The organism is Streptomyces sp. NPDC023157, assembly GCF_055560575.1.
The window spans coordinates 36,322-62,955 of record NZ_JBVHIL010000012.1 but is presented as its reverse complement, the minus strand read 5'-3'; the positions used below and the strand labels follow the sequence as shown (position 1 = coordinate 62,955).

The window sequence follows — 26,634 nt, the reverse complement described above, 5'->3', positions numbered from 1 at the left end:
CTACGCCGGGTGCGGGGGCCCCGCCAGGTGGCGCGGGCCCGGCGCTAGGGTGACGCGGACACGGCGAAAACGTACGGGGGGAGCGGGGAATGGTCCGCACACGGCTGAAGCTGGCGGCGACGCTCACGGTGGTGGTGCTCGCGCTGACCGGTTTCCAGACCAGCAGCAGCGGCGGCCACAGCGGCGGCAGCGGGAAGTCCGGCAGCAAGTCCGGCAAGAGCAAGAGCAAGAGCGGCGGGAGCAGCAGCGGCGGCGGCTGCTCCAGCTCCAAGAAGAAGAACGACGACTACGACGACAACGAATACGACAACAATGGTGGCTCCACGCCCTCCCCGACGGCCTCCACCAGCACCGCCCCGGCGGCGGGTGTCGAGGTCGTGGTGGTCGACTGTGTGAAGCCCGCGCAGAAGAAGCGCAAGGGCCGGCCGGCCGTGAAGGCGGACACCACGGCGACGCTGCGGATCACCTCGCGGGACGCGACGGCGGGGACGTACCGGATCGTCCTGGAGTTCAAGGGCTCGCTCGGCTCGAAGGCGGACGGGGCCGAGACCGTGGTGACGGTCGGTGGCGGGGAGACGAAGACCTTCGAGGTCGCCATGAAGAACCCGAAGGCCGTCGCCAAGGTGAAGGACTGCTACGTGTACGACGTGCGCAAGCAGCCCGAGGCGACCCCCACCCCTACCGCGTCCTGAACCCCTTCGCCCCGCCCCGTCCGCCGAACAGCTCGGCCTGCCGCTCCGGCGGCAGGTTCCCGAGCGTCACCAGGTGCGGCGCGTGGGCGAGGGCCTGGGCGCGGGCGGCCTCCTTGGCCGACCACAGGGCCCGGACCGTTCCCTGCACGGCCTCGGTCGGGTAGCCGGCGATGACGGCGGCGGCGGCCCGCGCGGCGGCGAGCGCCCCGCCGGGCGCGGTCAGCTCGGAGACCAGGCCGGTCTCGTACGCGCGCCGGGCGGAGACCCGTTCGGCGGTGCCCATGAGGGCCATCCGGGCGACTTCCCCGTACGGCATCCGCTGCGCCATGTGGATGGTCTCGAAGGCGGAGACCATCCCGTAGGCGGTGTGCGGGTCGAAGAAGGCGGCGTCCTCGCCGGCCACTAGGAACTCGGCCTCGCCGAGCAGGTAGAACGCCCCGCCGCAGGCCATCCCCTCGACGGCGGCGATCACCGGCTTCCACAGGTCGTTTGCCTTGGGGCCGATCGTGAGCAGCGGATCGTCGATCGTGTACGGGGAGGAGGGCTGGGGCACCTCCGTGGCGGCGGTGCGGTCGATGCCGGTGCAGAAGGCCCGGCCGCCGGCGCCGGTGACGACGATCGCGCGGATCTCGTCCTCGTGGCGGAAGCCGCGCCAGGTCTCGGTGAGGGTGCGGGCCATCTCCAGGGTGATCGCGTTGTGCTTCTCGGCCCGGTCCAGGGTGACGACGGCGACGCCGGTCTCCTTGTCCCGCTCGACGAGGATCCCGGAGCCGCTCATCCGCGCTCCAGCAGCCAGCGCGGCACGGTGACCCCGTCGATCTCGGTGAACGCCACCTTCACGGCGGCGCCGATCCGCAGCCGGGCCGGGTCCACGGAGTTCAGCGGGGCGTCGGGGGCGGCGACGACGTTGCCGACGAGGCGGATGCGGGGGTTCTCGGCGAGTTCGACGAGGACCGCGTTGTACGGGGCCTGCTCGGCGTAGTCGGGGAGGAGCGGCGGGTGGGGGAGGACGAAGGACCAGATCCGGCCGCGGCCGGACATGCGGCGCCACTCGCTGTCGAAGGACTGGCAGTGCGGGCAGCAGGGGCGGGGCGGGAAGCGGAGTTCGCCGCAGTCGGGTGCGGCGCAGGCCTGGACGCGGAGTTCGCCGCGGGCGGTGTACTCCCAGAAGGGGGCGCCGTCCTCGTCGGTGACGGGGGAGAGCAGGGCCATGGGTCTCAGCTCCTCAGCAGGATCGCGGACGTGGGGACGCCTTCGCCGGCGGTGACCAGGCAGGTGGCGGCGTCGGGGACCTGGGCGGTGGAGACGCCGCGGAGCTGCTTGACGCCCTCGTTGATGAGGTTGAAGCCGTGGACGTACGCCTCGGAGAGTCCGCCGCCGCCGGTGTTGAGGGGGAGCCGTCCGCCGATCTCCAGGGCGCCGCCCTCGGTGAAGGCGGCGCCCTCGCCGCGGCCGCAGAAGCCGTAGCCCTCCAGGGAGAGCGGGATGAGCGGGGTGAAGGCGTCGTAGATCTGGGCGACGTCGATGTCGTCGGGCCCGAAGTCGGCCTGCTTCCACAGGTGTCGGGCGGCGGTCCAGGCGGGCCCGGAGAGCGGGTCGTCGTTCCAGTAGTTGACCATGCCGTGGTGCTGGGCGGGCAGGCCCTGGGCGACGGAGTGCACGTAGACGGGCTTCTGCCGGCAGTCGCGGGCCCGCTCGGCGGAGACGATGACGCAGGCCAACGCCCCGTCGGTCTCCAGGCAGTTGTCGAAGAGGCAGAGGGGTTCGCTGATCCACCGGGAGGTCATGTACATCTCGCGGGTGAGCGGGCGCTCGTACATCATCGCGGCGGGGTTCTGGTTGGCCCGGTTGCGGCAGGCGAGGGCGACGTTGAAGAGGTGGTCGCGGGTGGCGCCGTACTCGTGCATGTAGCGGCGGGCGAGCATGCCGATCTCGTCGGCGGGGCGGAGCAGTCCGAAGGGGCGGGTCCACTGGCCGGGGGTGGGCAGCTGGACGGCGGTGTTCTTCCAGGGGCGCGGTCCGCTGCCGCGTTTGCGGGAGCGCCAGGCGACGCCGACGGTGGCCTGCCCGGAGGCGATGGCGGCGGCGAGGTGCCCGACGGTGGCGCAGGAGCCGCCGCCGCCGTATCCCACCTTGGAGAAGAAGGTGACGTCGCCGGCGCCGATGGCCTTCGCCACCTCGACCTCGTCGGTCTCCTCCATGGTGTAGGAGGCGAAGGCGTCGACCTCGGAGGGGGCGATGCCGGCGTCGTCGAGGGCGGCGAGGATCGCCCGGCAGGCGAGGGTCCGCTCGGACTCCGGGAGCTGTTTGGCGAAGGGGGTCTGGCCTATCCCGACGATGGCTGTTGCGTCCTTGAGCACGTGGTCCTCCCGGCCCGGCAGCACTGCTGACAGCGCGTCAGGCTACAGCTAATCTGACGGATAGTCAGCTATGGGAGGGGTGGGCGATGGAGTGGAGCTCGATACCGGAGTTGGTGCGCCGGGCGGCCGAGCGGTACGCGGAGCGCGAGGCGGTCGTCGACGGCCGCACGCGGATCACGTACGCCGAACTCGGCGAGCGCGTCGAACGCGCGGCGGCCGCCTGTCTCGCTACCGGGGTACGGGCCGGGGACCGGGTCGGGATCTGGGCGCCCAACACCCTCGACTGGATCGTCTCCGCCCTCGGCGCGGTCACCGCGGGCGCCGTCCTCGTCCCGCTCAACACCCGCTTCAAGGGCACCGAGGCCGCCGACGTGCTGGCCCGCTCCCGGGCCCGGCTGCTCTTCGTCACCGGCACCTTCCTCGGCACCTCGTACGTCGCCTCGCTGCGCCGCGCGGGCGTGGAACTGCCGGACCTGGAAAGGGTGGTGGTCTTCGGCGACACCGCGCCAGACGACCCCGGCTACACCACCTGGAAATCCTTCCTCTCCGAGGGGAACGACGTCCCGGCCGCCGACGTGTGGGCCCGGGCCGCCACGCTCTCCCCCTCCGACCCCTCCGACATCATCTACACCTCCGGCACCACCGGCCGCCCCAAAGGCGCCGTCATCACCCACGGGCAGACCCTGCGCTGCTACGCCCTGTGGAGCGAGCTCGCGGGGCTGCGCGAGGGCGACCGCTACCTCATCGTGAACCCCTTCTTCCACACCTTCGGCTACAAGGCCGGCGTCATCGCCTGCCTCCAGCGCGGCGCGGTGATGGTGCCGCAGTCCGTCTTCAACGTGGACGCCGTCCTCGCCCACATCACCGCCGAGCGGATCACCGTCCTGCCCGGCCCGCCCACCCTCCACCAGTCCCTCCTCGACCACCCGGCCCGCGGCACGTACGACCTGTCCTCGCTGCGCCTGGTCGTCACCGGCGCGGCGGTGGTCCCGCTCCAGCTGGTGGAGCGCCTGCGCACCGAGCTGGGCGTCGGCACGGTCCTCACCGCGTACGGCCTCTCCGAGGCGAGCGGCATCGTCACGATGTGCCGCCGGGGCGACCCGGCCGAGGTCATCGCGCGCACCTCCGGCCGCGCCGTCCCGGGCACGGAGCTGCGCCTCTCCGAGACGGGCGAGGTCCTGGTCCGCGGCTTCCACGTGATGGCCGGCTACTTCGAGGACGCGGCGGCGACGGCGGCGGCGATCGACCCGGACGGCTGGCTGCACACCGGCGACGTGGGCGTCCTGGACGCGTCCGGGAACCTGCGGATCACCGACCGGATCAAGGACATGTTCATCGTCGGCGGCTTCAACGCCTACCCGGCGGAGATCGAGCAACTGCTCGGCCTGCACCCCGACATCGCCGACGTCGCCGTCATCGGCGTCCCGGACCCCCGCCTCGGCGAGGTCGGCAGGGCCTTCGTGGTCCGCCGCCCGGGCGCGACGCTCACGGCGGACGACCTGATCGCCTGGTCCCGCCGTGAGATGGCCAACTACAAGGTGCCGCGCGAGGTCGAGTTCGTCCCGGAGCTGCCGCGGAACGCGAGCGGCAAGGTGGTGAAGGGCGAACTGCGCGACCGCTGACGCCGACGCGGCGGCCGGGGGACGCAAAAGGGCCTGGACCGGTTGTGCCGGTCCAGGCCCTCCCCCCTGCGCGCGCGTGGCGTGCCTCGTCCTGGTCGGGCGGACGGTCCCCACCGCCTGCCCTTCCGAACGTGATCGATCATCGCCGATGTCGAACGCGAGTACGAGGTCGGATCGCGTACTTCGTCAGGTCCGCCGCCACCGGCACCCCCCGTGACGTGCGACGGAGGGGCCGGGCTTGAAGCCCGGCCCCTCCGTCCTGGGGTCGCCCGCCCCCCACCGCACCGGACCGTTCCCCTCGGATCCCCCCGACCCGGGGGCGTCCCCCGAACCGGTGCGGTCTTGCTCTGCGGACGACCTCGGCCCCGGCGACTCCCCCGATGGTGCCGCCGGAACCGTCCCCGTGGCGTGCGGCTCAGATGGCCGGCTTGACCGGCTTGGCAGGCTCGGACGTGGCGTGCATGTCCATGGTCGTGATGTCGGCCGTGCCCTTGCCCGTGACCTTCGCGGTGATGGCGTCGACAGCGGGCTCGGACGTGGCGTGCATGTCCTTCGTGACGATCTCGCTCTCGGTGCCGCCCGTGGCGTGCATGTCCTGAGGCTTGACGACCGGGTTCTGCTCGATCGGGTTGCTCATCTCGTCTGCTCCTGCCTGAAGGGTGGGGATTCGGCACTCGATCCGTCCGGCCGCTCCCCCGTGAATCAGCCGGACGGATCCTTCGTGGCCGCTCACCCTAGTTGCCGGCGGTGGCGGCCTTGCCGGTGACCCGTCTGCCCCCCGACACGACGGATCGACAGGAACTAGCGTGCCGTTCGGCGATAAACGAACGATGAACGCGCAGGCCGGGGCCGTGGGGCCGGTCCGGGGCGCCCGGCGGGACGGCCTCCGCGGCGCGTCGGTCAGGCCGCGCCGGTGACGTTCAGGCCGCGCTGGTGACGTTCAGGAGCGCGCGGACCTCGGCCGCCTCGGGGGAGCCGAGCCCCTCGAAGACCTCCAGCGCCTCCCGCCAGCAGACCTGGGCTCGCCCCGACTGGCCGATGCCGCCGAGCGCCCGCCCGAGCACCGTCAGCACGTTGGCGCGGCGCCACTCGCCGCCGATGCCCCGCAGGACCGTGAGCGCCATCTCGGCGTTGGACGCCGCCTGGGCGGGCCGCCGCGCGGCGATGTCCACCTCCGCGAGCCGGAACAGGGTCATGCCCTCCCACAGGCGCTGCCGGCTGTCCCGGAACACCTCCAGCGCCTCGCGCAGCCGGTCGACGGCCGGGCCGAGCTGGCCGGCCTCGGTGAGCGCGAGGCCCAGCGCGTAGCGCCCGTTGGCGCCGCGCAGCGAGTGCCCGATCGAGTCGTAGATCGCCGTGCCCTCCTCGGCGAGGGCGATCGCCTGCGCGGTGCGGCCGGTGGCCAGGTGGATCCGGGACAGGTTGCACAGGGCGCTGGCCTCGCCGGGCCGGTCGCCGATGCCGCGGAACCGCTCGATGGCGTGGGCGAGATGCACCTCGCCCTCCTCGAAGCGGTTCTGGTAGAGGGCGATGATGCCCCGCGCGTTGGCCGACCAGCAGGCGGGCAGCGGGTCCCCGGCCTCCTCGGCGCAGCGCAGCGACAGCGTCGCGTCGCGGTCGGCCTCCTCGAAGCGGCCCGCCGTGTGGTGGATGCCGGCCAGCGCCATGAGGGCCCGGCCCTCGGCGCGTACGTCGCCGGAGCCGTGGGCCGCGTCGCGGACGCCCGAGGCGATGGCCTCGAACTCCTTCGCGTTCGTCCCGGACTCGCCCAGGTCGAGCGCCGCCCACAGCAGGTCGACCGCCCGCCGCAGCGTCCCCGCCGTCGCCGCCGACTGGCGGACGCAGGCGAGCAGGCAGTTGGCCTCGGCGTACAGCCAGTCCTGGGCGGCGTGCCGGTCGGTGAAGGCGAGGCCCTGGTAGGCGGTGGCCTCCAGGTGGTCGACGAGGCGGTCGCCGGGCCGCTCCAGGGCGTACACCCGGGAGGCGGTGGCCAGGTAGAAGTCGAGCAGCCGGGAGAGGGCCAGCTCCCGTTCGGCCGGGGGCTGTTCGTCGCGTTCGGCGCAGGCACGCGCGTAGAGCCGTACGAGGTCGTGGTAGCGGTAGCGGCCCGGTGCGGCGGACTCGACGAGGGAGGTGTCGACGAGGGCTTCCAGGAGGTCCTCGGTCTCCCATTCCGGCAGGTCCAGGACGGCGGCGGCCGCGGCCAGCGAGATGTCGGGCCCGTCGGCGAGGCCGAGCAGCCGGAAGGCGCGGGCCTGGGCGGGCTCCAGCTGCCCGTAGCCGAGCTCGAAGGTGGCCTTCACGGCGAGGTCGCCGGCCTGGAGCTCGTCGAGCCTGCGCCGCTCGTCGGCCAGCTTGGCGGCGAGCACGGAGACCGTCCAGGTGCGGCGGGCGGCGAGCCGGGAGGCGGCGATGCGGATGGCCAGCGGCAGGAAGCCGCAGGCGGCGACGACGTCGAGGGCGGCCTCGCGCTCGGACTGGACGCGCTCGGTGCCGACGATCCGGGTGAAGAGCTGGAGCGCCTCCTCCGGGGACATCACGTCCAGGTCGACGAGGTGCGCGCCGGCCAGGTCGACCATGCGGATGCGGCTGGTGACGAGCGCGGCGCAGCCGGCCGTGCCGGGCAGCAGGGGCCGGATCTGGGCGGCGTCCCGGGCGTTGTCGAGCAGCACCAGGACGCGGCGGCCGTCGAGCGTGGAGCGGTAGAGCGCGGCCCGCTCGTCGAGCGAGTCGGGGATGGCGGAGTCGGGGGTGCCGAGGGCCCGCAGGAAGGCGCCGAGGACGGTCTCCGGGGCCGCCGCCCGCGAACCGGCGCCCTGGAGGTCCACGTACAGCTGCCCGTCGGGGAAGTGCGGGCGGGCCTCGTGGGCCACGTGCACGGCGAGGGTGGTCTTGCCGACGCCGCCGATCCCGGCGAGCGCCGAGACGGCCATGACGTGCCCCTCGGCGCTGGCGAGCCGGCCGCCCAGCTCCCGTACGAAGGAGGCGCGGCCGGTGAAGTCGGGCACGGTGGCGGGCAGCTGCGCGGGGCGCGCGACGGGCGCGGCGGCCGGGGGCTGCGCGTCGGCGGGCCGGGCGAGTTCGGCGTCGGCCTGGAGGATGCGCTGCTGGAGCCTGGAGAGTTCGGGGTTGGGGTCGACGCCGAGTTCGTCGGCGAGGAGGCGGCGGGTGTCGGCGTACACGGCGAGGGCTTCGGCCTGCCGGCCGGAGCGGTAGAGGGCGAGCATGAGGAGTTCGCGCAGGCGCTCGCGGAGCGGGTGCGCGGCGGTGAGCGCGGTCAGCTCGGAGACGGCCTCGGCGTGGGCGCCGACCTCCAGGTCCAGGTCGAGCCGGGTCTCCAGGAGCCGCAGCCGCCACTCCTCCAGGCGGGTGCGCTGGGTCTCGGCGTAGGGCCCGGGCACGGAGGCGAGGGTCTCGCCCTCCCACCGCCCGAGGGCCTCGTTCAGCCGGTCGCGGGCGGCGCAGCGCTGCCCGGCGGCGCGCAGCCTGTCGGCCTCGGCGGCGAGCTGGTGGGCCTCGGCGAGGTCGAGGGTGAGGCCGGGTCCGGTGGTGCGCAGGGCGTAGCCGCCGGAGTCGCTGACGAGGACGCCGGGGTCGAGGATCTTGCGCAGCCGGGAGGCGTACGTGCGGACCGCGGCGAGCGCCTGCGAGGGCGACTCCTCGCCCCAGATCGCGTCGATCAGCTCACCGGCGGTGGCGGTCCGCCCGTCGCGCAGCAGCAGCGCGGCGAGCAGCGCCCGCTGCTGCGGCGACCCGGTGGGCAGCACCTGGTCCCCGCGCGAGGCCCGTACGGGCCCGAGGACGCCGAACCGGAGGGAGTCGGCGACCACGGTGTCGGCGACCACGGTGTCGGCCGCCGCGCTCGTCTCCGGATCGCCGGTCCCGTTTCCGGGGGCGTCGGTTCCGTTTCCGGGCACGCCGGAACGCGGTTCCTCGGCCGGCCCGGTGCCGGTCCCGTCGGAAACCGTCGCCGGAGTGCGTTGCCCCGGAACCCGCGGCCCGTTCTCACGGTCCATTAGCTCCCCCTGCCCGTACCGCTGGTTTCGCCCAAGACAGTCTGCCTTGTCCGGAGGGCGCGCGTCAGCATCGGGTCGGCGGATCCGGCATCGGTTGGGGCCGCATGAGCTGACGAACCGTCAGATCGACGCTACCGTGAAGCGCATGGAGAGCTTCCCCAAGATCATCTCGGTGGACGACCACACCGTGGAGCCCCCGCACGTCTGGCAGGACCGGCTCCCGTCCCGCTACCGCGACACCGGCCCCCGCGTCGTCCGGGCCCCATTGAAGGAAATGACCTTTCTGGGCGGAAAGTTCGCCCCCGTCATGGGCGCCAAAGGGGACGAAGGCCCCATAGGCGACTGGTGGGTCTACGAGGACCTGCACCGTCCGCTGACCCGGCTCGACACCGCCGTCGGCTACGACCGCGACGAGATCAGGCTGGAGGTCATCACCTACGAGCAGATGCGGCCCGGCTCGTACTCCGTGCCCGAGCGGCTCGCCGACATGGACGTCAACCACGTCCAGTCGGCCCTCTGCTTCCCGACCTTCCCCCGATTCTGTGGTCAGACCTTCACAGAAGCCGCCGATCGTGAACTCGGTCTCCTCGGCGTCCGCGCCTACAACGACTGGATGGTCGAGGAGTGGTGCGGCCCCGAGGCGCGGGGCCGGCTGATCCCGCTGACCCTGATCCCGCTCTGGGACCCGGAGCTCGCCGCCGCCGAGGTCCGCCGCAACGCGGCCCGGGGGGTGCGCGCGGTCGCCTTCTCCGAGATACCGCCGCACCTCGGGCTGCCCTCGGTCCACACCGACCACTGGGACCCGTTCCTGCGCGCCTGCGACGAGACCGGCACCGTCATCGCGATGCACATCGGCTCCTCCAGCCGGATGCCGTCCACGTCCGCCGACGCCCCGCCGGCCGTCGGCTCCACCATCACCTTCGCCAACTGCTGCTTCTCGATGGTCGACTGGCTGATGAGCGGCAAGTTCGAGCGCTTCCCCCACCTGCGGATCATGTACGCCGAGGGGCAGATCGGGTGGATCCCGTACATCCTGGAGCGCGCGAACGTCGTGTGGGAGGAGAACCGGGGCTGGGGCGGGGTCGCCGAGAAGGTGCTGCGCCCCCCGTCGGAGCTGTTCGCCGAGCATGTCTTCGGCTGCTTCTTCGACGACGCCTTCGGGCTGCGCAACCTCGACGCCATCGGGGTGGGCAACGTCCTCTACGAGACCGACTACCCGCACTCGGACTCCACCTGGCCCAAGTCCCGCGAGGTCGGCGAGGCCCAGATGGGCCACCTGGCACCGGACGTGGTCGAGCGGATCGTGCGCGGCAACGCGATCGACCTGCTGGGGCTGAGCGAGGACGGCCTCTGGCGCCCGTAGGACCCGAAAAGGGCCCGCCCGGCCCGCCGAGGGAGGCGGACCGGGCGGGGGCTTGGGCGGGCGCGGCTCAGTAGGAGCCGTGCCACGGGAAGGGCCCGGGGGCTGCCGCATCCACCGTGCGGCACGGCCCCTCTCCCGGTCTTGGAGAAAAACGCACTCCGGGTTCCCGCCGTACGCGGACGGACCCCGCACACCCCTTGCCTGACGGGACGTCAGAAGACAGCATGGGGGCCGTCGCCGTAACTGACGGAACGTCAGATGAGGGAGTCCCCATGGTGGTCTACGGCATGCAGCTGCCCGTCCAGTCCCAGAGCACGATCTACGCCGAGCCCTGGGAGGCCGCGGCGGGCCCCGACGACCTCCTCGCGGTCGCCCGCGCCGCCGACACGCTCGGCTTCGACTACATCGCCAGCTGCGAGCACGTCGCCGTCCCGCGCCGGCTCGCCGGGGCGATGAGCACCATCTGGTACGACCCGGTGGCCACCCTCTCGTTCCTGGCGGCGGCCACCGAGCGGGTCCGGCTGCTCTCCCACGTCGCCCTCGTCGGCCTGCGTCACCCGCTGGTCTCGGCGAAGGCGTACGCGACCCTCGACCACCTCTCCGGCGGGCGGCTCGTCCTCGGCGTCGGGGCCGGGCACCTGGAGGAGGAGTTCGAGACGCTCGGGGTGGACTTCGCCGGGCGCGGCGGCGTCCTCGACGAGACCGTCGACGCACTGCGGGCGGCGCTCGGGCCCGAGGAGTTCCCGGAGCACAGCGGCGAACGCTTCACCTTCCGGGACCTCGGCCAGCGGCCCCGGCCCACGCAGGAGCGCGTCCCCGTCTGGATCGGCGGCTCCTCGCCCGCCGCCGTGCGCAGGGCCGCGGTCAAGGGGGACGGCTGGCTGCCGCAGGGCGACCCGCGCGGCCGGCTCCCCGAGCAGATCGCCCGGCTGCGGCGGCTGCGCGAGGAGGCCGGCGTCGAGGCGCCGTTCACCGTCGGCGCGATCGCCGAGCCGCTGTACGTGGGGCAGCCCGACTGGGACACCGGACGGCGCACCCTCACCGGCAAGCCGCAGGCGCTCGCCGAGTCGCTGCGCGCGTACGGGGAGATGGGTGTGGACCAGATCCAGGTCCGGTTCCGCTGCCGCAGCCGAACCGAACTCCTCGACCAGATGGGCGCTTTCGCGACGGAGGTCGCCCCCCACCTCACGTAGAAGGAGTCACCGCATGGGCAAGCTGGACGGGCGCGTCGTCGTCATCACGGGCGCGGCGCGCGGGCAGGGCGAGCAGGAGGCGCGGCTCTTCGCCGCCGAGGGGGCCCGGGTGGTCCTGGGGGACGTCCTGGACGGCCCCGGCGAGGCGCTCGCCAAGGAGCTGGGGGAGGACAGGGCGCGCTACGTCCACCTGGACGTCACCGCCGAGGCGGAGTGGGCGGCCGCGGTGGCCGCCGCGAAGGACCGCTTCGGGCGGATCGACGGCCTGGTGAACAACGCGGGCATCCTGCGCTTCAACGAGCTGGTGTCGACGCCGCTGGACGAGTTCGAGGCGATCACCCGGGTCAACCAGGTCGGCTGCTTCCTCGGCATGAAGGCCGTGGCGCCCGAGATCGCGGCGGCCGGCGGCGGCACGATCGTGAACACCGCCTCGTACACGGGCGTGACGGGCATGGCGGGCGTCGGCGCCTACGCGGCGAGCAAGCACGCCGTGCTGGGGCTCACCCGGGTGGCCGCGCTGGAGCTGGCGGCGAAGGGGATCCGGGTGAACGCGGTCTGCCCCGGGGCCATCGACACCGCCATGAGCAACCCGGAGGGCGTCGACCCGGCGGCCACGGCGGAGCTGTACCGCAAGCTGGTGCCGCTCGGACGGATCGGGCGGCCGGAGGAGGTGGCGGCCCTCGCGCTCTTCCTGACCGGCGAGGACTCCGCGTACATCACGGGCCAGCCCTTCGTCATCGACGGCGGCTGGCTGGCCGGCGTCAGCCTCTTCTGACCTTTTCTGACGCACCATCAGGTATTGACGCCCCCGTCGCACGGTGCGACAGTCGGGCACATCGCTGATCTGACGATTCGTCAGAAACTCACGAGGACGGTGACCTTCCGTGGAATTCGGGATCTTCGTACAGGGATACGTCGGCAAGCGGGCCGAGACCGATCCCGAAGCCGAACACAAGGCCCTCATGGAGGAGACCGAGTACGTCATCCAGGCGGACAAGTCCGGGTTCAAATACGCCTGGGCCTCCGAGCACCACTTCCTGGAGGAGTACTCCCACCTCTCCGCCAACGACGTCTACCTCGGCTACCTCGCCCACGCCACCGAGCGCATCCACCTCGGCTCCGGCATCTTCAACCCGCTCGCCCAGGTCAACCACCCGGTGAAGGTCGCCGAGAAGGTCGCCATGCTCGACCACCTCTCCGGCGGCCGCTTCGAGTTCGGCTCCGGGCGCGGCGCCGGCTCCCACGAGATCCTCGGCTTCTTCCCGGGCATCACGGACATGAACCACACCAAGGAGATCTGGGAAGAGACCATCGCCGAGTTCCCCAAGATGTGGCTCCAGGAGGAGTACGAGGGGTTCCAGGGCAAGCACTGGTCACTCCCGCCCCGCAAGATCCTGCCCAAGCCGTACGGCAAGTCCCACCCGGCCATGTGGTACGCGGCCGGCTCCCCCGCCTCGTACGCCATGGCCGGCAGGAAGGGGCTCGGCGTCCTCGGCTTCAGCGTGCAGAAGGTCTCCGACATGGAATGGGTCGTCGAGTCCTACAAGAACGCGATCAAGGAGGCCAAGGCGGTCGGCGACTTCGTCAACGACAACGTCATGGTGACCTCCACGGCGATCTGCGCCGAAACCCACGACAAAGCCGTCGAGATCGCCGTCGGCGGCGGACTCAACTACCTCCAGTCGCTGCTCTTCCGCTACCACGACACCTTCCCCCGGCCCGAGGGCATCCCCGAGTGGCCCGAACTGCTCCCCGAGTACTCCGCCGAGATCATCGAACTCCTCATCGCCGAGGAACTGATGATCTGCGGCGACCCCTCCGAGGTCCTCGCCCAGTGCAAGCGCTGGGAGCGGGCGGGCGCCGACCAGCTCTCCTTCGGCCTGCCGATCGGGATCTCGTACGAGGACACGATGAACTCCCTCAAGCTCATCGGCGAACACGTGATCCCCCACATCGACACGGACCCCATCCACCGCACCACCCGCTTCCGCCAGGGGACAAACACCTGACGGACCCCCGAGTGGGTGGGGCCGTCCCGGGCGCAGGACCGCAACGGGGCGGGGTGAGCGCCCACGTCGGGGCGGGGACGGGGCCCCGTGACAGATAAGCGCGGGGTGGCGTCTTCCCGGATCGTCGCCCCGTACCGGCCCCGGCCGGAGGCACCCGCAGCCGCGGCCGGCTGCGCCCCGGCCCCCGTCCGGGGCGCGCCCGTGCTCCCGCGCGGGACCCGCGCAGAAAGGACGGTCATGCTCGATCACCTCATTCAAGGCGCCACCGTCGTCGACGGCACCGGCGCCCCCGCCTACACCGCCGACGTCGGCATCCGCGACGGGCGGATCGCCGTCGTCGCCGAGCCCGGCACCGTCGCCGAGGAGGCCCGGAGCACGGAGGACGCCACCGGCCTGATCCTCGCGCCGGGTTTCGTCGATCCGCACACCCACTACGACGCCCAGCTCTTCTGGGACCCGTTCGCCACCCCGTCGATGAACCACGGCGTCACCACCGTCGCCGGCGGCAACTGCGGTTTCACTCTCGCCCCGCTGCACCCGGACCGCCCCGAGGACGCCGACTACACGCGCAAGATGATGTCCAAGGTGGAGGGCATGGCTCTCAAGGCCTTGGAGGAGGGCGTCGACTGGAGCTGGTCGTCGTTCGCCGAGTACCTGGACGCCCTTGACGGCCGTACCGCCGTCAACGCCGGCTTCATGGTGGGCCACTGCGCCCTGCGCCGGTACGTGATGGGCGCCGACGCGGTCGGCGGCCAGCCCACGGAGGAGCAGCTGGCCCGGATGGTCGCGCTCCTCAAGGAGGCGATGGCGGCGGGCGCCTGGGGCCTGTCCACCACCCAGTCGGCCACCCACTCCGACGGCGACGGCGCCCCCGTCGCCTCCCGGCACGCCCTGCCCGCCGAGCTGATCGCCCTGTCGAAGGCGGTCGGCGAGCACGAGGGCACTCAGATCGAGGCGATCCTGGCGGGCTGCCTCGACCAGTTCTCGGACGCGGAGATCGATCTCTTCGTCGAGATGACGGCCGCCGCCGGGCGCCCGCTCAACTGGAACGTCCTCACCATCGACGCCACCGTCCCCGAACGCGTCCCGCGCCAGCTCCTGGCCTCGGAGCGGGCCCGCAAGTCCGGCGGCCGGATCGTCGCCCTCACGATGCCGATCCTCACCCCGATGAACATGTCGCTCGGCACCTTCTGCGCCCTCAACCTGATCCCCGGCTGGGGCGAGGTCCTCGGCCTGCCGGTGCCCGAGCGGATCGTGAGGCTGCGCGATCCCGCCGTACGGGCCGAGCTGCTGCGCCGCGCCGACTCCAAGGAGGCGGGCGTCTTCCGGCGCCTGGCGCACTTCGGGCGGTACGTCATCGGCGACACGTACAGCGCCGAGAACGAGGGCCTGACGGGCCGGGTCGTGAAGGACATCGCCGCCGAACGCGGCCAGGACCCCTTCCAGTGCCTGGTGGAGATCTGCGCCAACGACGAGCTGCGCACCGTCCTGTGGCCGATGCCCACCGACAACGACCCGGCGTCCTGGGCGCTGCGCCGCGAGACCTGGCAGCACGAGGACGTCCTGCTCGGCGGCTCCGACGCGGGCGCCCACCTGGACCGGATGTGCGGGGCGCCGTACACGACCCGTTTCCTCGGCGACTGTCTGCGCGGCCGGAAGCTGGTGCCGCTGGAGCAGGCGGTGAGGATGCTGAGCGACGATCCGGCGCGGCTCTTCGGGCTGCGTGAGCGCGGCCGGATCACCGAGGGCTTCCACGCCGACCTGGTCCTCTTCGACCCGGAGCGGATCGACGCGGGCCCGGCGACCCTGGTCCACGACCTGCCGGGCGACAGTCCGCGGCTGGACTCGCGGGCGGTCGGGATCGTGTCGGTGCGGGTCAACGGGGTCGAGACGGTACGGGACGACGAGGTGACGGGCGCCATCCCGGGCCGGGTGCTGCGCTCGGGCCGCGACACGAGGACGGTGAGCACGCGATGACGCGAGAGGTCACGGAGCGGCTGTATATAGGGGGAGAGTGGGTCGAGCCCGACGGCGGGCACTACGAGGTCATCGACCCTGCCTCCGAGGAGCTCGTCGGCCTCGCGCCGGAGGCCTCCCGCGTCCAGGTGTACGCGGCGGCCGAGGCGGCCCGCGAGGCCTTCGCGACCTGGTCGCGGACGAGGCCGGAGGAGCGGGCCGCGATCCTGGACCGGGCCGCCGACCTGATGGCCCGCGACGCCGACGCGAACGCCCTGCTGGCCCGCGCGGAGACGGGCGCGACGACGGCGACGGCGCGCGGGATGCAGGTCGCGGTCGGCGCCTCGCGTTTCCGGCGGTACGCGCGCGGCGCCCTGGAGCCGGTCGAGCAGGCGCTGCCCCCGCAGATCAACGAGGCCGGCCCGATGGGGAAGGCCGGTGTGTTCGGGGCGGTGGCGGTGCGGCGCCCGGTCGGCGTGGTCACCTGCATCACCTCGTACAACAACCCCTGGGCCAATCCGGCCGGCAAGATCGCCCCGGCGCTCGCCATGGGCAACACGGTGGTGGTGAAGCCCGCCCCGCAGGATCCGCTGTCGGTGTTCGCGATGGTCCGCGCCCTGGAGGAGGCGGGTGTCCCGGCGGGGGTGGTCAACCTCGTCACGGGCTCCGCGCCGGCGGTGGGCGAGGCCGCCGTGGACTCCCCGGTGGTCGACATGGTCTCCTTCACCGGTTCCACGGCGGTCGGCCAGGCGATCGGCGAGGTCTGCGGCCGGGGCCTGAAGCGGCAGCTGATGGAGCTGGGCGGCAAGGGGGCGGCGCTGGTCTTCGACGACGCCGACCTGGACGCGGCGGTCATGGGGATCGGCACGACCTTCTCCTTCTACAGCGGGCAGATCTGCACCGCGCCGACCCGGGTGCTGGCGCAGCGCGGGATCCACGACCGGCTGATCGAGAAGCTGACCGGCTATCTCGCCTTCATGAAGGTGGGCGACCCGGCGGAGCGGGGCACGGTGGTGGGCCCGGTGATCTCGGCGGCCCACCGGGACCGGATCGAGTCGTACGTCGAGCTGGGGCGCAAGGAGGGGGCCACGGTGGTGGCGGGCGGGGAGCGTCCGGCCGGTCCGGGTCTCGACCGCGGCTTCTACGTGGCGCCGACGCTCCTGGCGGACTGCACCAACGAGATGCGGGTGGTGCGGGAGGAGATCTTCGGCCCGGTGGTCGTGGTGGTCCCCTTCGACGACGAGGAGGAGGGCATCGCCCTCGCCAACGACAGCGACTACGGGCTGATCGACTACGTGTGGTCCGGCGACGTGGCCCGCGCCTTCCGGGTCGCGGGGCGGCTGCGGGCCGGCGGGGTCGGGGTGAACACCATCGGCCGGAACATGGAGGCGCCGTTCGGCGGCTTCAAGAAGAGCGGGGTCGGGCGGGACGTGGGCTCGTACGCGCTGCACGCCTACAGCGAGACGCAGGCGGTGGTCTGGCCCGGCTGATCCGGCGGGCTGATCCGGCGGGTCGGGCGCAAGAAGCACACTGCGGGGGCCCGGCGCAGGACCTTCGGAAAATTCCTCGGGAAATTTTGGAATCGGACATTCCGGACAGTGCTGCGGTTCCCGCATATCGGACACTCCGCACCGGACCTACCGCTTGGTCGGTCCGGTGCGGTCGTCGATCTTTCAATCATTGGCGGCTGTCCGGATTCGCCCTCTCAATGCAAGGTGATGATCGATCAAATGAGCGGACTGCGATCCTCCGGATGTGGAAACCGCAGCATTTAACGTCCTGTTCATGACTCAGGTGGATGTGCGGCCCCAGGCCGGAGACACGGTAAGGGGCACCGCGACCGCGGGTGACACCCAGGGCGTGCGCACCAAGGGCCTCGGTGGCAACTCCGTGGGCCTGCTCGGCAGCGCCGTCATCGGCATCTCCACCGTCGCCCCCGTCTACTGCCTCACCTCGACGCTCGGCTCCACCGCCGGCGAGGTCGGCCTCCAGATGCCCGCCGTCTTCCTCGCGGGCTTCCTGCCGATGCTGCTCGTCGCCTTCGCGTACCGCGAGCTCAACAAGGTCATGCCCGACTGCGGCACCTCCTTCACCTGGACGGTGAAGGCCTTCGGCCCGAAGCTGGGCTGGATGTGCGGCTGGGGCCTGGTCATCGCGACGATCATCGTCCTGTCCAACCTGGCGGGCGTCGCCACCTCGTACTTCTGGCTGCTCGCCGGGGAGATCACGGGCAATCCGTCGATCGCGGCCCTGGACGACAACAAGGCCGTCCACATCCTCACCTGCCTCGCCCTGATCGCCACCGCCACCGCGATCAGCTACCGCGGCATGACCGCCACCAAGGGCCTCCAGTACACCCTCGTCGGCCTCCAGCTCGTCGTCCTCGCCCTCTTCGTGGCGATGGCGCTGTCGAAGGCCGGCTCCTTCGAGACCTCGGTCGAGTTCTCCTGGTCCTGGATGAACCCCTTCGCGGTGCAGTCCTTCGCCGCGTTCACCGCCGGACTCTCCCTGTCGATCTTCATGTACTGGGGCTGGGACGCCTGCATGGCGTCCAACGAGGAGACCACCGGCAGCGAGAAGACCCCCGGCCGCGCCGCGCTCATCGCGATGGTCGTCCTGGTCGGCTCCTACCTGGCCACCGGCATCGCCGCCCAGATGGCCGTCGGCTCCGGCGACCAGGGCCTCGGCCTCGCCAACCCGAAGACCTCCGACAACGTCTTCGCCGCCCTGGCCGGCCCCGTCATGGGCCCCGGCCTCGGCATCCTGCTCTTCGTCGCGGTGCTCGCCTCGGCCGCCGCCAGCCTCCAGACGACCTTCATCCCGGTCGCCCGCACGGTCCTGGCCATGTCCACCTACGAGGCCCTGCCGAAGTCCTTCACCAAGGTCCACCCGGTCTTCAAGACCCCCGGCAAGGCGACGATCGTGGCCGGTGTCGCCACCGGCGCGTTCTACACCGTGATGACCCTGGTCAGCGAGCACGTCCTGGTCGACACGATCTACGCGCTCGGCCTGATGATCTGCTTCTACTACGCCCTGACGGCCTTCGCCTGCGTCTGGTACTTCCGCGGCGAGCTGTTCCGCTCCGTGCGCGACTTCGCCTTCAAGGGCCTCATGCCGGCCCTCGGCGGCCTGATGCTGACCGCCGTCTTCGGCAAGACGCTGTACGACATGTGGGACCCGGCCTACGGCTCCGGCTCCGCCGTCTTCGGCGTCGGCTCCGTCTTCGTCATCGGCGTCGGGCTGCTGCTGCTCGGCGTGGTGATCATGCTGGTGATGCAGCGCCGCAGCCCCGCGTTCTTCCGCGGCGAGGTGCTCACCAAGGAGACCCCGTCCCTGGTGGTCGCGGACTGATGGACTCCGCGACCGTCGGCTGACGGAAACGACGAGGTGGCGGGCCCGTGGGGGGTCCCGCCACCTTCGTCGTTCTCCCGAGGGCCGGTCAGTGCCCGCCGGGCAGCAGCCCCGACACCAGCTGGTTGGCGGCGGGCATCCCGGCGGGGGCCGGGCCCTTGCCGTGGGGCATGAGGACGCCGCTGAGCGGGACGACCGAGGGAAGGTTGGCGCCGCCGGTGTCGGCGGCGGCGGTCCCGGCGGCGGCCGTGAGGCCACCCGCCACGGCGAGTCCGGTGAGCGCGGCTGCGGTGAGGATCTTCTTCATGCCCGCTCCAACGCGGACGGACGCGATCCGGTTACGCGGAGGGGCGCGGCCGGCCGGTGCCGTGGAGGCGGGCGCCCCGACTGCTACCAGGTGGCCCCGGCCGGCTGCCGGGTCGTCGCGTTCAGCCGGTTGAAGAGGTTGGACACCCCGATCCACAGCACGATCTGCGCCAGCTGCTTCTCGTCGTAGTGTCGCGCGGCCTCGTCCCACACCGCGTCCGGCACCGCGTCCGGGCGGTCGGCGAGCCGGGTCGCGTACTCGGCGAGGGCGAGCGCGGCCCGCTCGGCCTCGGAGAAGTACGGCGTCTCCCGCCAGGCGGCGACGGCGTGCAGCCGCTCGTCCGTCTCCCCCTCCTCCCGCCCCTTCAGCGCGCCGCCCACGACGCAGTAGGAGCAGCCGTTGATCTGGCTGGTCCGCAGATGGACCAGGCCGAGCGTGGCGGCGGGCACGTCGCCGCCGGACTGGACGGCCTTCACGAGCTGCATGATCGGGCCCATGGCCTCGGGCAGGACGGCGGCGGGGTTGGCCATGCGGGCGACGACGGACACAGGGGTCTCCTTAGGATGCGTGCGTGTATACGGAAACGGATCGCGTGACGGGCCGGGATACGGACCGGGATACGGGCCGGCGTACCGACCGGGATACGGGCCGGGTAACGGGCCGGGAACAGGCCTGGCGGATGCGTCCCGCGCGCGCGGCGGACGTGGGGCTCGTCGCCGAGCTGAAGGCCGTCGTGATGCGGGACGACCTGGTGCGGCTGGGCCGCTACGACGAGCACCGGGTGCGGCAGCGGCTGCGGGACGAGTTCCGGCCCGAGCACACCTCGGTCGTCGAGGTGGACGGCGCCTTCGCGGGCTGCGTGGCCTTCGGACCGTACGCGCACGGCCCCGGCCGCTACCTGGCCCACTTCTACCTCGCCCCCGAGGCCCAGGGGCGGGGCCTCGGGACGGCGGTGCTCACCACGCTGCTCGACCGGGCGGACGCCGACGGCGTCCCCGTCCGGCTGACCGTGATCCAGGGCAGCGCGGCGCGCCGGCTCTACGAGCGGGCGGGCTTCACGGTCGAGTCCGAGGACCCGATCGACGTGCGGATGGTGCGGGAACCCGCCCTCAGAACCCCGCGCCGGCCGGCTGCCGGGTCGTGACGTTGAGCCGGTTGAAGAGGTTGGTGACGCCGACCATCAGCACGATCGCGGCGAGCTGCTTCTCGTCGTAGTGGTCGGCGGCCGCGTCCCACACGTCGTCCGGCACGGCGTCCGAGCTGTCGGCGAGCCGGGTCGCCGCCTCCGTCAGGGCGAGCGCGGCCCGCTCCTCGTCGGAGAAGTACGGGGCCTCGCGCCAGGCGGCGACCGAGAACAGCTTCTCGTCGCTGACCCCGTTCTTCCGGGCGCTCTTGGCCCCGAAATCCACACAGAACCCGCAGTTGTTGATCTGGCTGGCCCGCAGGTGCACGAGCTCCAGGGTGGACTCGGGGACACCGCCCTGGCGGGTTGCCTTCAGCAGGCTCATGATCGCCGGTCCGGCGTCGGAGAGCAGGTGGGCGGGGTTGGTCATCCGGGCCTTGATTTCGTGCTGCATGGCGCGCTCCTCGGTGTCTGTCGGTCCGCCGCTGTGGCGTCTTCCGTTGCCTTCACAGCACTGACGGATCGCGCGCGGCGGATGTGACAGCCTCCGAGAAGTTTTTTCGGACCGCCGGGATCAGCCTTCCTGGGCGCCTTCCCGAGCGACGTCGTTCCCCGCGTCCTCCGCCGGTTCGGCGATGAGCGCCGTCGCGATCGTGCGGAAGCCGAGGCGGGCGTACAGCCGGGCCACCGTGGCGTCCGTGGCGCTCAGGAAGACCGTCTCCACGCCCGCCGCGCGCGCGTCGGCGACGAGCGCCGCCGTGACCGCGAGACCGAGCCCCCGCCGCCGTGCTTCCGGCCGGGTGCCGACCCCGACGACCTCCGAGACCGCGCCGACCGTCTGGTGCTGCCCGGCCGCGAGGGCGGTGCCGGAGGCGTCGAAGGCCGCCGCGAGGCGGGTCAGGCCCGCCCCGATCCGTGCCGCGACCTGCTCGGCGGCGCCGGGCGTGGGCGTCGCGCCGAAGGCGGCGTACGGGGCGGCGACCGCGCTCTCCAGGGCCGGGTCGCCGCCACCGACCATGCGCACGGCGAAGCCGTCCGGCAGTGCGGGCAGCTCCTCGGCGTCCGCGGTGAGGACCATCAGCGGATGCTCGTGCACGACGAGCCCGCTCGCCTCGACCGCCGCCCGCAGCCCCGGCGTCGTCTCCGCCACCCACTCGAACGCCTCGGGCGCCCCCAGCTCCCGCTGCCGCGCCCGGACCTCCTCCACCGCCGCCACGGGCACCGGGCCGCCGTGGCCGAGCGCCGGCCGCGCGTAGTACGGCCAGCCCGCCCCTTCCCGTACGAAGAGGGTCAGCGGCCCGAACTCCTCGGCGCGGGCGGCGGAGCGGGGAACGGCGTCGTAATAGGACTCAAGGCGCGTCAGCATGCGCCCAGGATGTCGTACCGGTGCGGCCGCGCGGGATGATGGACCCATGACCGAGATCCTCACCCCCCGACTGCTGCTGCGCCGCTGGACCGACGACGACCTCGTCCCGATGGCCGAGATCAACGCCGACCCGGACGTCATGCAATGGATCGGCGACGGCTCCGTGCGCGACCTTGAGGAGACGGCGGAGCGGATCGAGCACTGGGAGGAGGAGTGGGACGAGGAGGGCTTCGGGCTCTTCGCCGTCGAACTCCTCGGCTCCGGGGAACTGATCGGCTTCACGGGCCTCTCGGTGCCGCAGTTCCTGCCCGAGGTGGCACCGGACGTGGAGATCGGCTGGCGCCTCGGCCGCCAGTTCTGGGGCCAGGGCTACGCCTCGGAGGCCGCCCACGCCGCCCTGGAGTTCGCCCTCCAGGACCGTGGCCTCGACCGCGTGATCAGCATCTCCCGGGCCGGGAACACCGCCTCCGAGAACGTCATGCGCAAACTCGGCATGACCCTGGAGCGGGAGACCGTCCACCCCGAGTTCGGCCATCCGCTCCGGATCCACTCCATCGACCTCACCGAGTACCGGGCCTGACCTCCTGCCCGGCCGGCCCGAGGAACACCGGGTTGGTGAACGCGGCGAGCGCCCCCGGCAGGGGCGGGGTGGTGGCCGGATGCCGCACCTCGGCCCGTACGTACGTGGCGTAGGCGGCGGTCGTCGTCCACGCGACGGTGTCCGTGTCCTGGGCCGTGCGCAGGACGCCCTGGTCCGTGACCAGGCGGAGCGTGCCGCCGGGCGGGGCGCCGGTGACGTGGAGGCGGACGGTGACGGGCTCGTCGGCGGGAACGGCGAGCCGCTCGCCGATGCCGGCGGTGCGCCCGCGCCCGTCGGTGACGCCGAACTCCACGGAGAGGGCCGAGGACTCGGCGACGTAACTCCGCCCCGCCCGCAGCCCGTCCAGGATCGCCGCCCGGCTCAGCTCCTCCGCGAGGACCACCGTCTGCGGGCCGCCGACCCGGTCGGGGTCGCGGTGCGCGTCGCTGTTGCCCATCGCCGGCGTCCAGCGCCCCCGCGCCAGCGCCGCGTCCCAGCCGGCCAGGGCGACCTCGTCGTCCGGGGTGTACGGCCCGTTCCACACCTCCACCGCGTCCGCGTCGCCGAACCCGAACTTCCAGGCGCAGCCGATGCAGCCGGCCTGCGGGTGCGCGGGGACGACCAGGCCGCCGGCCCGCCGGATCTCGCGGGCGAAGTGAGCGAAACGGTTCTCCCTGGCCCGGTAGCGCCAGTCGACGAAGGTGCCCGGATCGGTGCCGAGGGCGAGGACGTGCCCGTTGCGGGTGGTCACCTCCTCGCCGAGCAGCACCAGCAGGTCGTCCCCGGCGAGCCCGGCCCACGCCCCGTGCCCGGCGTGCGTGTTGTGCTCGGTGGCGGTCAGGAAGTCCAGCCCCGCCGCCCGGGCCAGCGCGGCGACCTCGGCCGGGGTGCGGCGCCCGTCCGAGTACACGGTGTGCAGATGGCAGTCGCCCCGGTACCAGGCCCGGCCGCGCCCCCGGGCCCGCTCCGGCGGATACGCGACGGGGACGGCGGGAGCGTCCGGACCCAGCCGCACCGTCACCGTCACCGTGTACGCGAGCCCCTGCGGGGCGACCGTGTACGGGGCGAGCACGACATGCCACAGGCCGGGCCGCAGCGGCCCCGCGACATAGCCGGGCGTCGCGTCGTCGGCCCGCACGAAGAACTCCTTGCGCGCCCCGCCGGACCAGCCGCGGAAGCCCCGGCCGCCGAGCGCGGTGCCGCGCTGGTCGAACAGGCCGATGTCGAGCGCGTTGCCCTGCGTGCCGGCGGGCACGGGCGGCCGCTCGTAGCCGTACGCCACATGCAGCTCGCGCACCCCGCGCGGCAGCTCCAGCGGCAGGTACACGTAGTCGGGGGAGCCCGGCGGGAGGCTGCCGCTCACCGTACGGGTGAGGTCCCCGCCGTCGGCCCGGGCGAAGCTCACGGTCCCCAAGGTAAGCGCGGTCGCCGCGCCCGTCACGAGAAGCGCGCGTCTGGTGGTCTCCGTCATGCCCACGACTGTCCTCCGGCCGCGTGAACGAGGGAACAACACAAGGAGCCTCGACCCTCGGAATTCCGCCCGCCACCCCCTACCGTGCCGTCATGCGGATCTCGACCACGCTCTTCCTGACCGACGAGACCATCACCCCCGTGCGGCTCGCCCGCGAGCTCGAACAGCGCGGCTTCGCCGGGCTCTACCTGCCCGAGCACACCCACATCCCCGCCGAGCGGACCACGCCCTACCCGGCCGGCGGCCCGCTGCCGCCCGAGTACACCCGGGTGCTCGACCCCTTCGTCGCCCTCGGCCAGGCCGCCGCCGTCACCGCACACCTGCTGCTCGGCACCGGCGTCACCCTGGTCACCGAGCACGACCCGATCTCCCTCGCCAAGCGCGTCGCCACCCTCGACCACCTCTCCGGCGGGCGCTTCACCCTCGGAGTCGGCTTCGGCTGGAACCGGGAGGAGGCCGACGACCACGGCGTCACCTGGTCCACCCGCCGCGAGGACACCCGCGAGGCGATGCACCTGATGCGCGCGCTGTGGTCCCCCGAGCCGACGGCGTACGCCGGGCCCTCCGGCCTCTCCGTCCGCGCCTCCCACGCCTGGCCCAAGCCCGTCGGCGGCGCCCCCCGCACCCTCGTCGGCGGCGCGGCGGGCCCGAAGCTCTTCGCCCACATCGCCGACTACGCCGACGGCTGGATGCCCATCGGCGGGCGGGGCCTCACGCAGACCCTCCCCGTCCTGCGCGAGGTGTGGGAACAGTCCGGCCGCGACCCGAAGACCCTCCAGATCGTCCCGTTCGCGATCCACCCCAACCCCGGCAAGCTGGCCCACTACGCGGAGCTGGGCTGCGAGGAGGTCGTGGTGCAGCTGCCGCCGGGGGAGGAGGGGGAGGTACTGCGGGCGCTGGACGCGTACGCGGCCTATCTGTGAGGGGATGGAGGACGGCTCAGGAGGGCTGGAAGCAGCGGGAGACGACGGTGACGCTGAGTACGAACTTCGTCTTCGCCGTGGGGTCCTTGCGGCGGTCGACCAGCTGGAGCTCGGCCGAATAGTCCCCGTCGGGGGAGTCCGCGACGATCGTCGGGGTCTTCGCCCTGTTGGCGGCCGGACCGTCGGAGACGACCTTCCATCCCTCCTTCGGAAGCGTCGTGCGCATCGTGGCGTAGCCCTTCTCCAGCTCCTCGAACGGCAGGTCGTAGATGCTCCAGGGGTGGATCATCTGGATGGTCCCGTCCTCGTACCCCTCACACGGCAAGGGCCCCGGGCCGGGCTCGGTGGTCTTGCCCTTCAGCCCGATCAGGTCGAAGAGACGACTGGAGGTCGCCTGAGTCCCCTGCTCCATCTGCGTGCGGTCACGTGGTTCGGCGCTCTTCGCCGTCATCGAGCATCCCGTCAGAAGTGCGCACGCCAGGAGGGCGGGCACGGCCAGTGTGAGTCGCTTAGTCAAGGGTCACCTCGTCGTATGCGCCGGCGATCACCGCACCCTGATTTCTGAGGCTCGCACGGCCCGGCTCCCAGTAGTCTCCGTGATCCTTCGCGCCGCTCTCCATGATGGTGCCGCCGAAGGCCTCGTCCGTGGGGATGTTGCCGCCCTCACCGTGCCCGACGAGCCGACCGCCCTGACGCACGATGATGTCGTCCCAGCCGCCCCCCAGTGCCCAGACGTGCTCCTTGCCCACCCCCAGGTCGCTCGCGTGCTTCACCTGCATGCCGGGGCTGCCCACCGCGATGATGTCGTCCGCGATCGGGCCGCCCCCCAGCTTGGTGGCCATGCCCGCCACGGTGGAACCGTAGCTGTGGCCCATGAGCGTGGTGTGGGACTTGTCCGGGCCGCCCTGGGCGGTCTCCAGACCGCCCATGAACTGGCGCAGGGCCGGGGCGCCGGCATCGCCGTAATGGTTGCGCGTGGCTGCGGGGATGTCGTTCGGCGCGTTGTAGTCGAACCACGTGATGGTCGAGATCGAGGCGCTCGGGTCGTAGCGATGCGCGCTCTTGTACAAGGCCTCACTGCGATCCAGGTCGTCGCCGATCGTCTCCAGCTTCGTCTTCGTCCCCGGCACGTACACCGACGTGTGGTCCGCCGTGTCCGGGTTGCCGACGGCGAGGACCACCCGGCCGTCGTCCTTCTCGCCGTCGAACCTGAGCAGATACCCCTCCGGCATGCCGGGCCGCGGCTTCAGGCGGTCCTCGATCGCGTTCAGGCCGTCCAGCTTGTCGTGGAGCGCGCCCCGGCGGTCCTCGTACTTGTTGTGCCAGTCCAGCCACTCCTGGCTGTAGACCATGCCGCCGCGCGCCCCGTGCGCGACCAGCTTCGGCTTCGGCTCCGGGGGCATGGCGGCCAGTTCGGCCTCGTACTTCGCCTTGGTCTCGGTGAAGACCACGCGGTTGGCGTCGTCGCGGACCGTGGCCGGCAGGCCGTCGAGGGCGCCGATGGAGGCCGGGGAGAGGGTGGCGTACTCGTCACGCTGTTCCGGGGTGAGGGAGTTCCACCACGCGGCGTTCTCCTTCGGGGACGTGCCGTCCGGGATCTTGGCGTCGGCGTAGTTCTCGGCCGCCTGCCGCAGCGCCTTGGTGTCGTCGGCCGCGTCCGCGAGCGTCGCGGCGTTCACCGTCAGGCCGGGCTCGGCCTTCAGTTTGCGCAGGGCGGCGGCGTAGCGGCCGTCGATCTCGGTGGCCTCGCGGACGGCGGCGGCGATCGCGTCCGCGACGGCCTGGGCCTTCGCCTGGTTCGGGTTGCCGACGGGCGCGAAGGGGAACGGCCCGGTGGGCTTGAGGAGCCCGTTGCCCTGCTGGAGGCCGGGGAGGAGGTAGGGCGGCGAGGAGGAGGTGCTGCCGCCCGGGATGGGCTTCTTGTCGAGGAGGTTCTCGCCGCCCGCGGGGTACGTGACGGAGCCGTCGGCACCGACGGTGAACTTCTGGTTCTCGGCGTCCTCCAGGGCCTGCTTCAGCTTCCGCTGCGGCGCGGCGAGCTCGTGGGCGAGGCCGTGGAGGGCGGTGCGGACGAGGCCGCACTCGGTGTGCAGGTACTGGTAGTTGCGTGACAGCTGCTCGCTGTCCGCGGTCGCCGCCTTGGCCGTGTCGCCCTTCTGGGTGTCCCGGATCCGGTCGAGCATGCCGTGGTCGACGCGGTCCTTGTCGGCGTGGGCGCGGCCGGAGATCTTGCCCCAGCCGTCGGCGGCGTCCGTGTACTCGGACAGCTTGAGGTCGCGCAGTTGCTGCCAGGTGGGCATGG

General features: G+C 72.5%; 24 protein-coding genes. 12 read left to right on the top strand and 12 right to left on the bottom strand.

The window, feature by feature from the left end; translation table 11 throughout:
* Positions 1–89 precede the first annotated feature (89 nt).
* Complete coding sequence (locus ACZ3ZE_RS34065; protein ID WP_467261803.1) at positions 90–692, top strand: hypothetical protein; 603 nt, start codon at positions 90–92, stop codon at positions 690–692.
* Here the strand turns inward: ACZ3ZE_RS34065 and ACZ3ZE_RS34060 are convergent.
* From ACZ3ZE_RS34060 to ACZ3ZE_RS34050, 3 genes are read right to left on the bottom strand one after another with little or no spacing between them, the layout of a single operon-like run.
* Complete coding sequence (locus ACZ3ZE_RS34060; RefSeq protein WP_442304880.1) at positions 679–1,470, bottom strand: enoyl-CoA hydratase/isomerase family protein; 792 nt, start codon at positions 1,468–1,470, stop codon at positions 679–681. The two genes, ACZ3ZE_RS34065 and ACZ3ZE_RS34060, sit on opposite strands and share 14 nt — an antisense overlap.
* Entirely contained in the window at positions 1,467–1,904 is a 438-nt protein-coding gene (locus tag ACZ3ZE_RS34055) for a Zn-ribbon domain-containing OB-fold protein (RefSeq protein ID WP_361626344.1), read from the bottom strand. The genes ACZ3ZE_RS34060 and ACZ3ZE_RS34055 overlap by 4 nt, the downstream gene beginning before the upstream one ends.
* 5 nt (positions 1,905–1,909) lie before the next feature.
* On the bottom strand, positions 1,910–3,052 hold the full coding sequence (locus tag ACZ3ZE_RS34050) for a lipid-transfer protein (RefSeq protein ID WP_361171488.1): 1,143 nt from the start codon (positions 3,050–3,052) through the stop codon (positions 1,910–1,912).
* A gap of 86 nt (positions 3,053–3,138) precedes the next feature.
* Between ACZ3ZE_RS34050 and ACZ3ZE_RS34045 the strand changes: the two genes are divergently transcribed.
* Positions 3,139–4,674, top strand: coding sequence for a FadD3 family acyl-CoA ligase (locus ACZ3ZE_RS34045; protein ID WP_467261801.1), 1,536 nt, complete (start codon positions 3,139–3,141; stop codon positions 4,672–4,674).
* Positions 4,675–5,089: 415 nt separating this feature from the next.
* On the opposite strand, the gene ACZ3ZE_RS34040 is transcribed toward ACZ3ZE_RS34045, so the two are convergent.
* Both ACZ3ZE_RS34040 and afsR read right to left on the bottom strand, forming a co-directional pair.
* Positions 5,090–5,311 carry a hypothetical protein gene (locus ACZ3ZE_RS34040; protein WP_361171494.1) on the bottom strand — a complete coding sequence of 74 codons (222 nt, stop codon included), beginning with the start codon at positions 5,309–5,311 and terminating at the stop codon, positions 5,090–5,092.
* Positions 5,312–5,594: 283 nt separating this feature from the next.
* Positions 5,595–8,690 (bottom strand): SARP-family global regulator AfsR, encoded by a 3,096-nt coding sequence (afsR, locus tag ACZ3ZE_RS34035; RefSeq protein ID WP_361626350.1) that lies wholly within the window; start codon positions 8,688–8,690, stop codon positions 5,595–5,597.
* A gap of 145 nt (positions 8,691–8,835) precedes the next feature.
* On the opposite strand from afsR, the gene ACZ3ZE_RS34030 reads away from it, so the two are divergent.
* The 7 genes from ACZ3ZE_RS34030 (at position 8,836) to ACZ3ZE_RS34000 (ending at position 18,562) form a co-directional block, all read left to right on the top strand.
* Positions 8,836–10,053 carry an amidohydrolase family protein gene (locus ACZ3ZE_RS34030; RefSeq protein ID WP_361171500.1) on the top strand — a complete coding sequence of 406 codons (1,218 nt, stop codon included), beginning with the start codon at positions 8,836–8,838 and terminating at the stop codon, positions 10,051–10,053.
* 272 nt (positions 10,054–10,325) lie between these two features.
* Positions 10,326–11,246, top strand: a complete 921-nt coding sequence (locus ACZ3ZE_RS34025) for an LLM class F420-dependent oxidoreductase (RefSeq protein WP_361171503.1) — start codon at positions 10,326–10,328, stop codon at positions 11,244–11,246.
* Positions 11,247–11,259: 13 nt separating this feature from the next.
* Positions 11,260–12,021, top strand: coding sequence for an SDR family NAD(P)-dependent oxidoreductase (locus ACZ3ZE_RS34020; RefSeq protein WP_361626356.1), 762 nt, complete (start codon positions 11,260–11,262; stop codon positions 12,019–12,021).
* 109 nt (positions 12,022–12,130) lie between these two features.
* Positions 12,131–13,255: an LLM class flavin-dependent oxidoreductase gene (locus tag ACZ3ZE_RS34015; protein WP_361171509.1), complete on the top strand. Its 1,125-nt coding sequence runs from the start codon at positions 12,131–12,133 to the stop codon at positions 13,253–13,255.
* A gap of 237 nt (positions 13,256–13,492) precedes the next feature.
* Positions 13,493–15,232: an N-acyl-D-amino-acid deacylase family protein gene (locus tag ACZ3ZE_RS34010; RefSeq protein ID WP_361171512.1), complete on the top strand. Its 1,740-nt coding sequence runs from the start codon at positions 13,493–13,495 to the stop codon at positions 15,230–15,232.
* Entirely contained in the window at positions 15,229–16,701 is a 1,473-nt protein-coding gene (locus ACZ3ZE_RS34005; protein WP_467261799.1) for an aldehyde dehydrogenase family protein, read from the top strand. Before ACZ3ZE_RS34010 ends, ACZ3ZE_RS34005 begins: the two co-directional genes overlap by 4 nt.
* 295 nt (positions 16,702–16,996) lie before the next feature.
* The gene (locus tag ACZ3ZE_RS34000) at positions 16,997–18,562 is read left to right on the top strand and encodes an APC family permease (RefSeq protein ID WP_361171518.1); all 1,566 of its coding nucleotides are present in this window, start codon (positions 16,997–16,999) and stop codon (positions 18,560–18,562) included.
* Positions 18,563–18,650: 88 nt separating this feature from the next.
* On the opposite strand, the gene ACZ3ZE_RS33995 is transcribed toward ACZ3ZE_RS34000, so the two are convergent.
* Together ACZ3ZE_RS33995 and ACZ3ZE_RS33990 are read right to left on the bottom strand one after the other, a co-directional pair.
* Positions 18,651–18,869, bottom strand: coding sequence for a hypothetical protein (locus ACZ3ZE_RS33995; protein ID WP_361171521.1), 219 nt, complete (start codon positions 18,867–18,869; stop codon positions 18,651–18,653).
* 83 nt (positions 18,870–18,952) lie between these two features.
* Positions 18,953–19,399: a carboxymuconolactone decarboxylase family protein gene (locus ACZ3ZE_RS33990; RefSeq protein ID WP_361626395.1), complete on the bottom strand. Its 447-nt coding sequence runs from the start codon at positions 19,397–19,399 to the stop codon at positions 18,953–18,955.
* Positions 19,400–19,548: 149 nt separating this feature from the next.
* Between ACZ3ZE_RS33990 and ACZ3ZE_RS33985 the strand changes: the two genes are divergently transcribed.
* Entirely contained in the window at positions 19,549–20,013 is a 465-nt protein-coding gene (locus ACZ3ZE_RS33985; RefSeq protein WP_361626362.1) for a GNAT family N-acetyltransferase, read from the top strand.
* Here the strand turns inward: ACZ3ZE_RS33985 and ACZ3ZE_RS33980 are convergent.
* Together ACZ3ZE_RS33980 and ACZ3ZE_RS33975 are read right to left on the bottom strand one after the other, a co-directional pair.
* Positions 19,979–20,434: a carboxymuconolactone decarboxylase family protein gene (locus ACZ3ZE_RS33980; RefSeq protein WP_442304914.1), complete on the bottom strand. Its 456-nt coding sequence runs from the start codon at positions 20,432–20,434 to the stop codon at positions 19,979–19,981. The genes ACZ3ZE_RS33985 and ACZ3ZE_RS33980 overlap by 35 nt on opposite strands.
* 132 nt (positions 20,435–20,566) lie before the next feature.
* Positions 20,567–21,358: a GNAT family N-acetyltransferase gene (locus ACZ3ZE_RS33975; RefSeq protein WP_361171530.1), complete on the bottom strand. Its 792-nt coding sequence runs from the start codon at positions 21,356–21,358 to the stop codon at positions 20,567–20,569.
* A gap of 46 nt (positions 21,359–21,404) precedes the next feature.
* On the opposite strand from ACZ3ZE_RS33975, the gene ACZ3ZE_RS33970 reads away from it, so the two are divergent.
* The gene (locus tag ACZ3ZE_RS33970; RefSeq protein WP_361171533.1) at positions 21,405–21,938 is read left to right on the top strand and encodes a GNAT family N-acetyltransferase; all 534 of its coding nucleotides are present in this window, start codon (positions 21,405–21,407) and stop codon (positions 21,936–21,938) included.
* Here ACZ3ZE_RS33970 and ACZ3ZE_RS33965 read toward each other — a convergent pair.
* Complete coding sequence (locus ACZ3ZE_RS33965; protein ID WP_361171536.1) at positions 21,919–23,409, bottom strand: CehA/McbA family metallohydrolase; 1,491 nt, start codon at positions 23,407–23,409, stop codon at positions 21,919–21,921. The genes ACZ3ZE_RS33970 and ACZ3ZE_RS33965 overlap by 20 nt on opposite strands.
* 92 nt (positions 23,410–23,501) lie before the next feature.
* Between ACZ3ZE_RS33965 and ACZ3ZE_RS33960 the strand changes: the two genes are divergently transcribed.
* On the top strand, positions 23,502–24,332 hold the full coding sequence (locus ACZ3ZE_RS33960; RefSeq protein WP_361171539.1) for a TIGR03619 family F420-dependent LLM class oxidoreductase: 831 nt from the start codon (positions 23,502–23,504) through the stop codon (positions 24,330–24,332).
* A 16-nt stretch (positions 24,333–24,348) separates the two neighbouring features.
* Here ACZ3ZE_RS33960 and ACZ3ZE_RS33955 read toward each other — a convergent pair whose 3' ends face one another.
* Positions 24,349–24,783, bottom strand: coding sequence for a hypothetical protein (locus ACZ3ZE_RS33955; protein WP_361171542.1), 435 nt, complete (start codon positions 24,781–24,783; stop codon positions 24,349–24,351).
* A 58-nt stretch (positions 24,784–24,841) separates the two neighbouring features.
* Positions 24,842–26,632, bottom strand: a complete 1,791-nt coding sequence (locus tag ACZ3ZE_RS33950) for an alpha/beta hydrolase (RefSeq protein WP_467261797.1) — start codon at positions 26,630–26,632, stop codon at positions 24,842–24,844.
* Between the last annotated feature and the right edge of the window lie 2 nt (positions 26,633–26,634).

What these genes read in the sequence shown, in the direction of transcription:
- ACZ3ZE_RS33950 (WP_467261797.1), bottom strand. Translation starts at nt 26,632, where the DNA reads ATGCCCACCTGGCAGCAACTGCGCGACCTCAAGCTGTCCGAGTACACG.
- ACZ3ZE_RS33985 (WP_361626362.1), top strand. Translation starts at nt 19,549, where the DNA reads ATGCGTCCCGCGCGCGCGGCGGACGTGGGGCTCGTCGCCGAGCTGAAG.
- ACZ3ZE_RS33990 (WP_361626395.1), bottom strand. Translation starts at nt 19,399, where the DNA reads ATGGCCAACCCCGCCGCCGTCCTGCCCGAGGCCATGGGCCCGATCATG.
- ACZ3ZE_RS34010 (WP_361171512.1), top strand. Translation starts at nt 13,493, where the DNA reads ATGCTCGATCACCTCATTCAAGGCGCCACCGTCGTCGACGGCACCGGC.
- ACZ3ZE_RS34000 (WP_361171518.1), top strand. Translation starts at nt 16,997, where the DNA reads ATGACTCAGGTGGATGTGCGGCCCCAGGCCGGAGACACGGTAAGGGGC.
- ACZ3ZE_RS33960 (WP_361171539.1), top strand. Translation starts at nt 23,502, where the DNA reads ATGCGGATCTCGACCACGCTCTTCCTGACCGACGAGACCATCACCCCC.
- ACZ3ZE_RS34045 (WP_467261801.1), top strand. Translation starts at nt 3,139, where the DNA reads ATGGAGTGGAGCTCGATACCGGAGTTGGTGCGCCGGGCGGCCGAGCGG.
- ACZ3ZE_RS34040 (WP_361171494.1), bottom strand. Translation starts at nt 5,311, where the DNA reads ATGAGCAACCCGATCGAGCAGAACCCGGTCGTCAAGCCTCAGGACATG.
- ACZ3ZE_RS33955 (WP_361171542.1), bottom strand. Translation starts at nt 24,783, where the DNA reads ATGACGGCGAAGAGCGCCGAACCACGTGACCGCACGCAGATGGAGCAG.
- ACZ3ZE_RS33975 (WP_361171530.1), bottom strand. Translation starts at nt 21,358, where the DNA reads ATGCTGACGCGCCTTGAGTCCTATTACGACGCCGTTCCCCGCTCCGCC.
- ACZ3ZE_RS34060 (WP_442304880.1), bottom strand. Translation starts at nt 1,470, where the DNA reads ATGAGCGGCTCCGGGATCCTCGTCGAGCGGGACAAGGAGACCGGCGTC.
- ACZ3ZE_RS34025 (WP_361171503.1), top strand. Translation starts at nt 10,326, where the DNA reads ATGGTGGTCTACGGCATGCAGCTGCCCGTCCAGTCCCAGAGCACGATC.
- ACZ3ZE_RS33995 (WP_361171521.1), bottom strand. Translation starts at nt 18,869, where the DNA reads ATGAAGAAGATCCTCACCGCAGCCGCGCTCACCGGACTCGCCGTGGCG.
- ACZ3ZE_RS34055 (WP_361626344.1), bottom strand. Translation starts at nt 1,904, where the DNA reads ATGGCCCTGCTCTCCCCCGTCACCGACGAGGACGGCGCCCCCTTCTGG.
- ACZ3ZE_RS34020 (WP_361626356.1), top strand. Translation starts at nt 11,260, where the DNA reads ATGGGCAAGCTGGACGGGCGCGTCGTCGTCATCACGGGCGCGGCGCGC.
- ACZ3ZE_RS34030 (WP_361171500.1), top strand. Translation starts at nt 8,836, where the DNA reads ATGGAGAGCTTCCCCAAGATCATCTCGGTGGACGACCACACCGTGGAG.
- ACZ3ZE_RS34065 (WP_467261803.1), top strand. Translation starts at nt 90, where the DNA reads ATGGTCCGCACACGGCTGAAGCTGGCGGCGACGCTCACGGTGGTGGTG.
- ACZ3ZE_RS33965 (WP_361171536.1), bottom strand. Translation starts at nt 23,409, where the DNA reads ATGACGGAGACCACCAGACGCGCGCTTCTCGTGACGGGCGCGGCGACC.
- ACZ3ZE_RS33970 (WP_361171533.1), top strand. Translation starts at nt 21,405, where the DNA reads ATGACCGAGATCCTCACCCCCCGACTGCTGCTGCGCCGCTGGACCGAC.
- afsR (WP_361626350.1), bottom strand. Translation starts at nt 8,690, where the DNA reads ATGGACCGTGAGAACGGGCCGCGGGTTCCGGGGCAACGCACTCCGGCG.
- ACZ3ZE_RS34005 (WP_467261799.1), top strand. Translation starts at nt 15,229, where the DNA reads ATGACGCGAGAGGTCACGGAGCGGCTGTATATAGGGGGAGAGTGGGTC.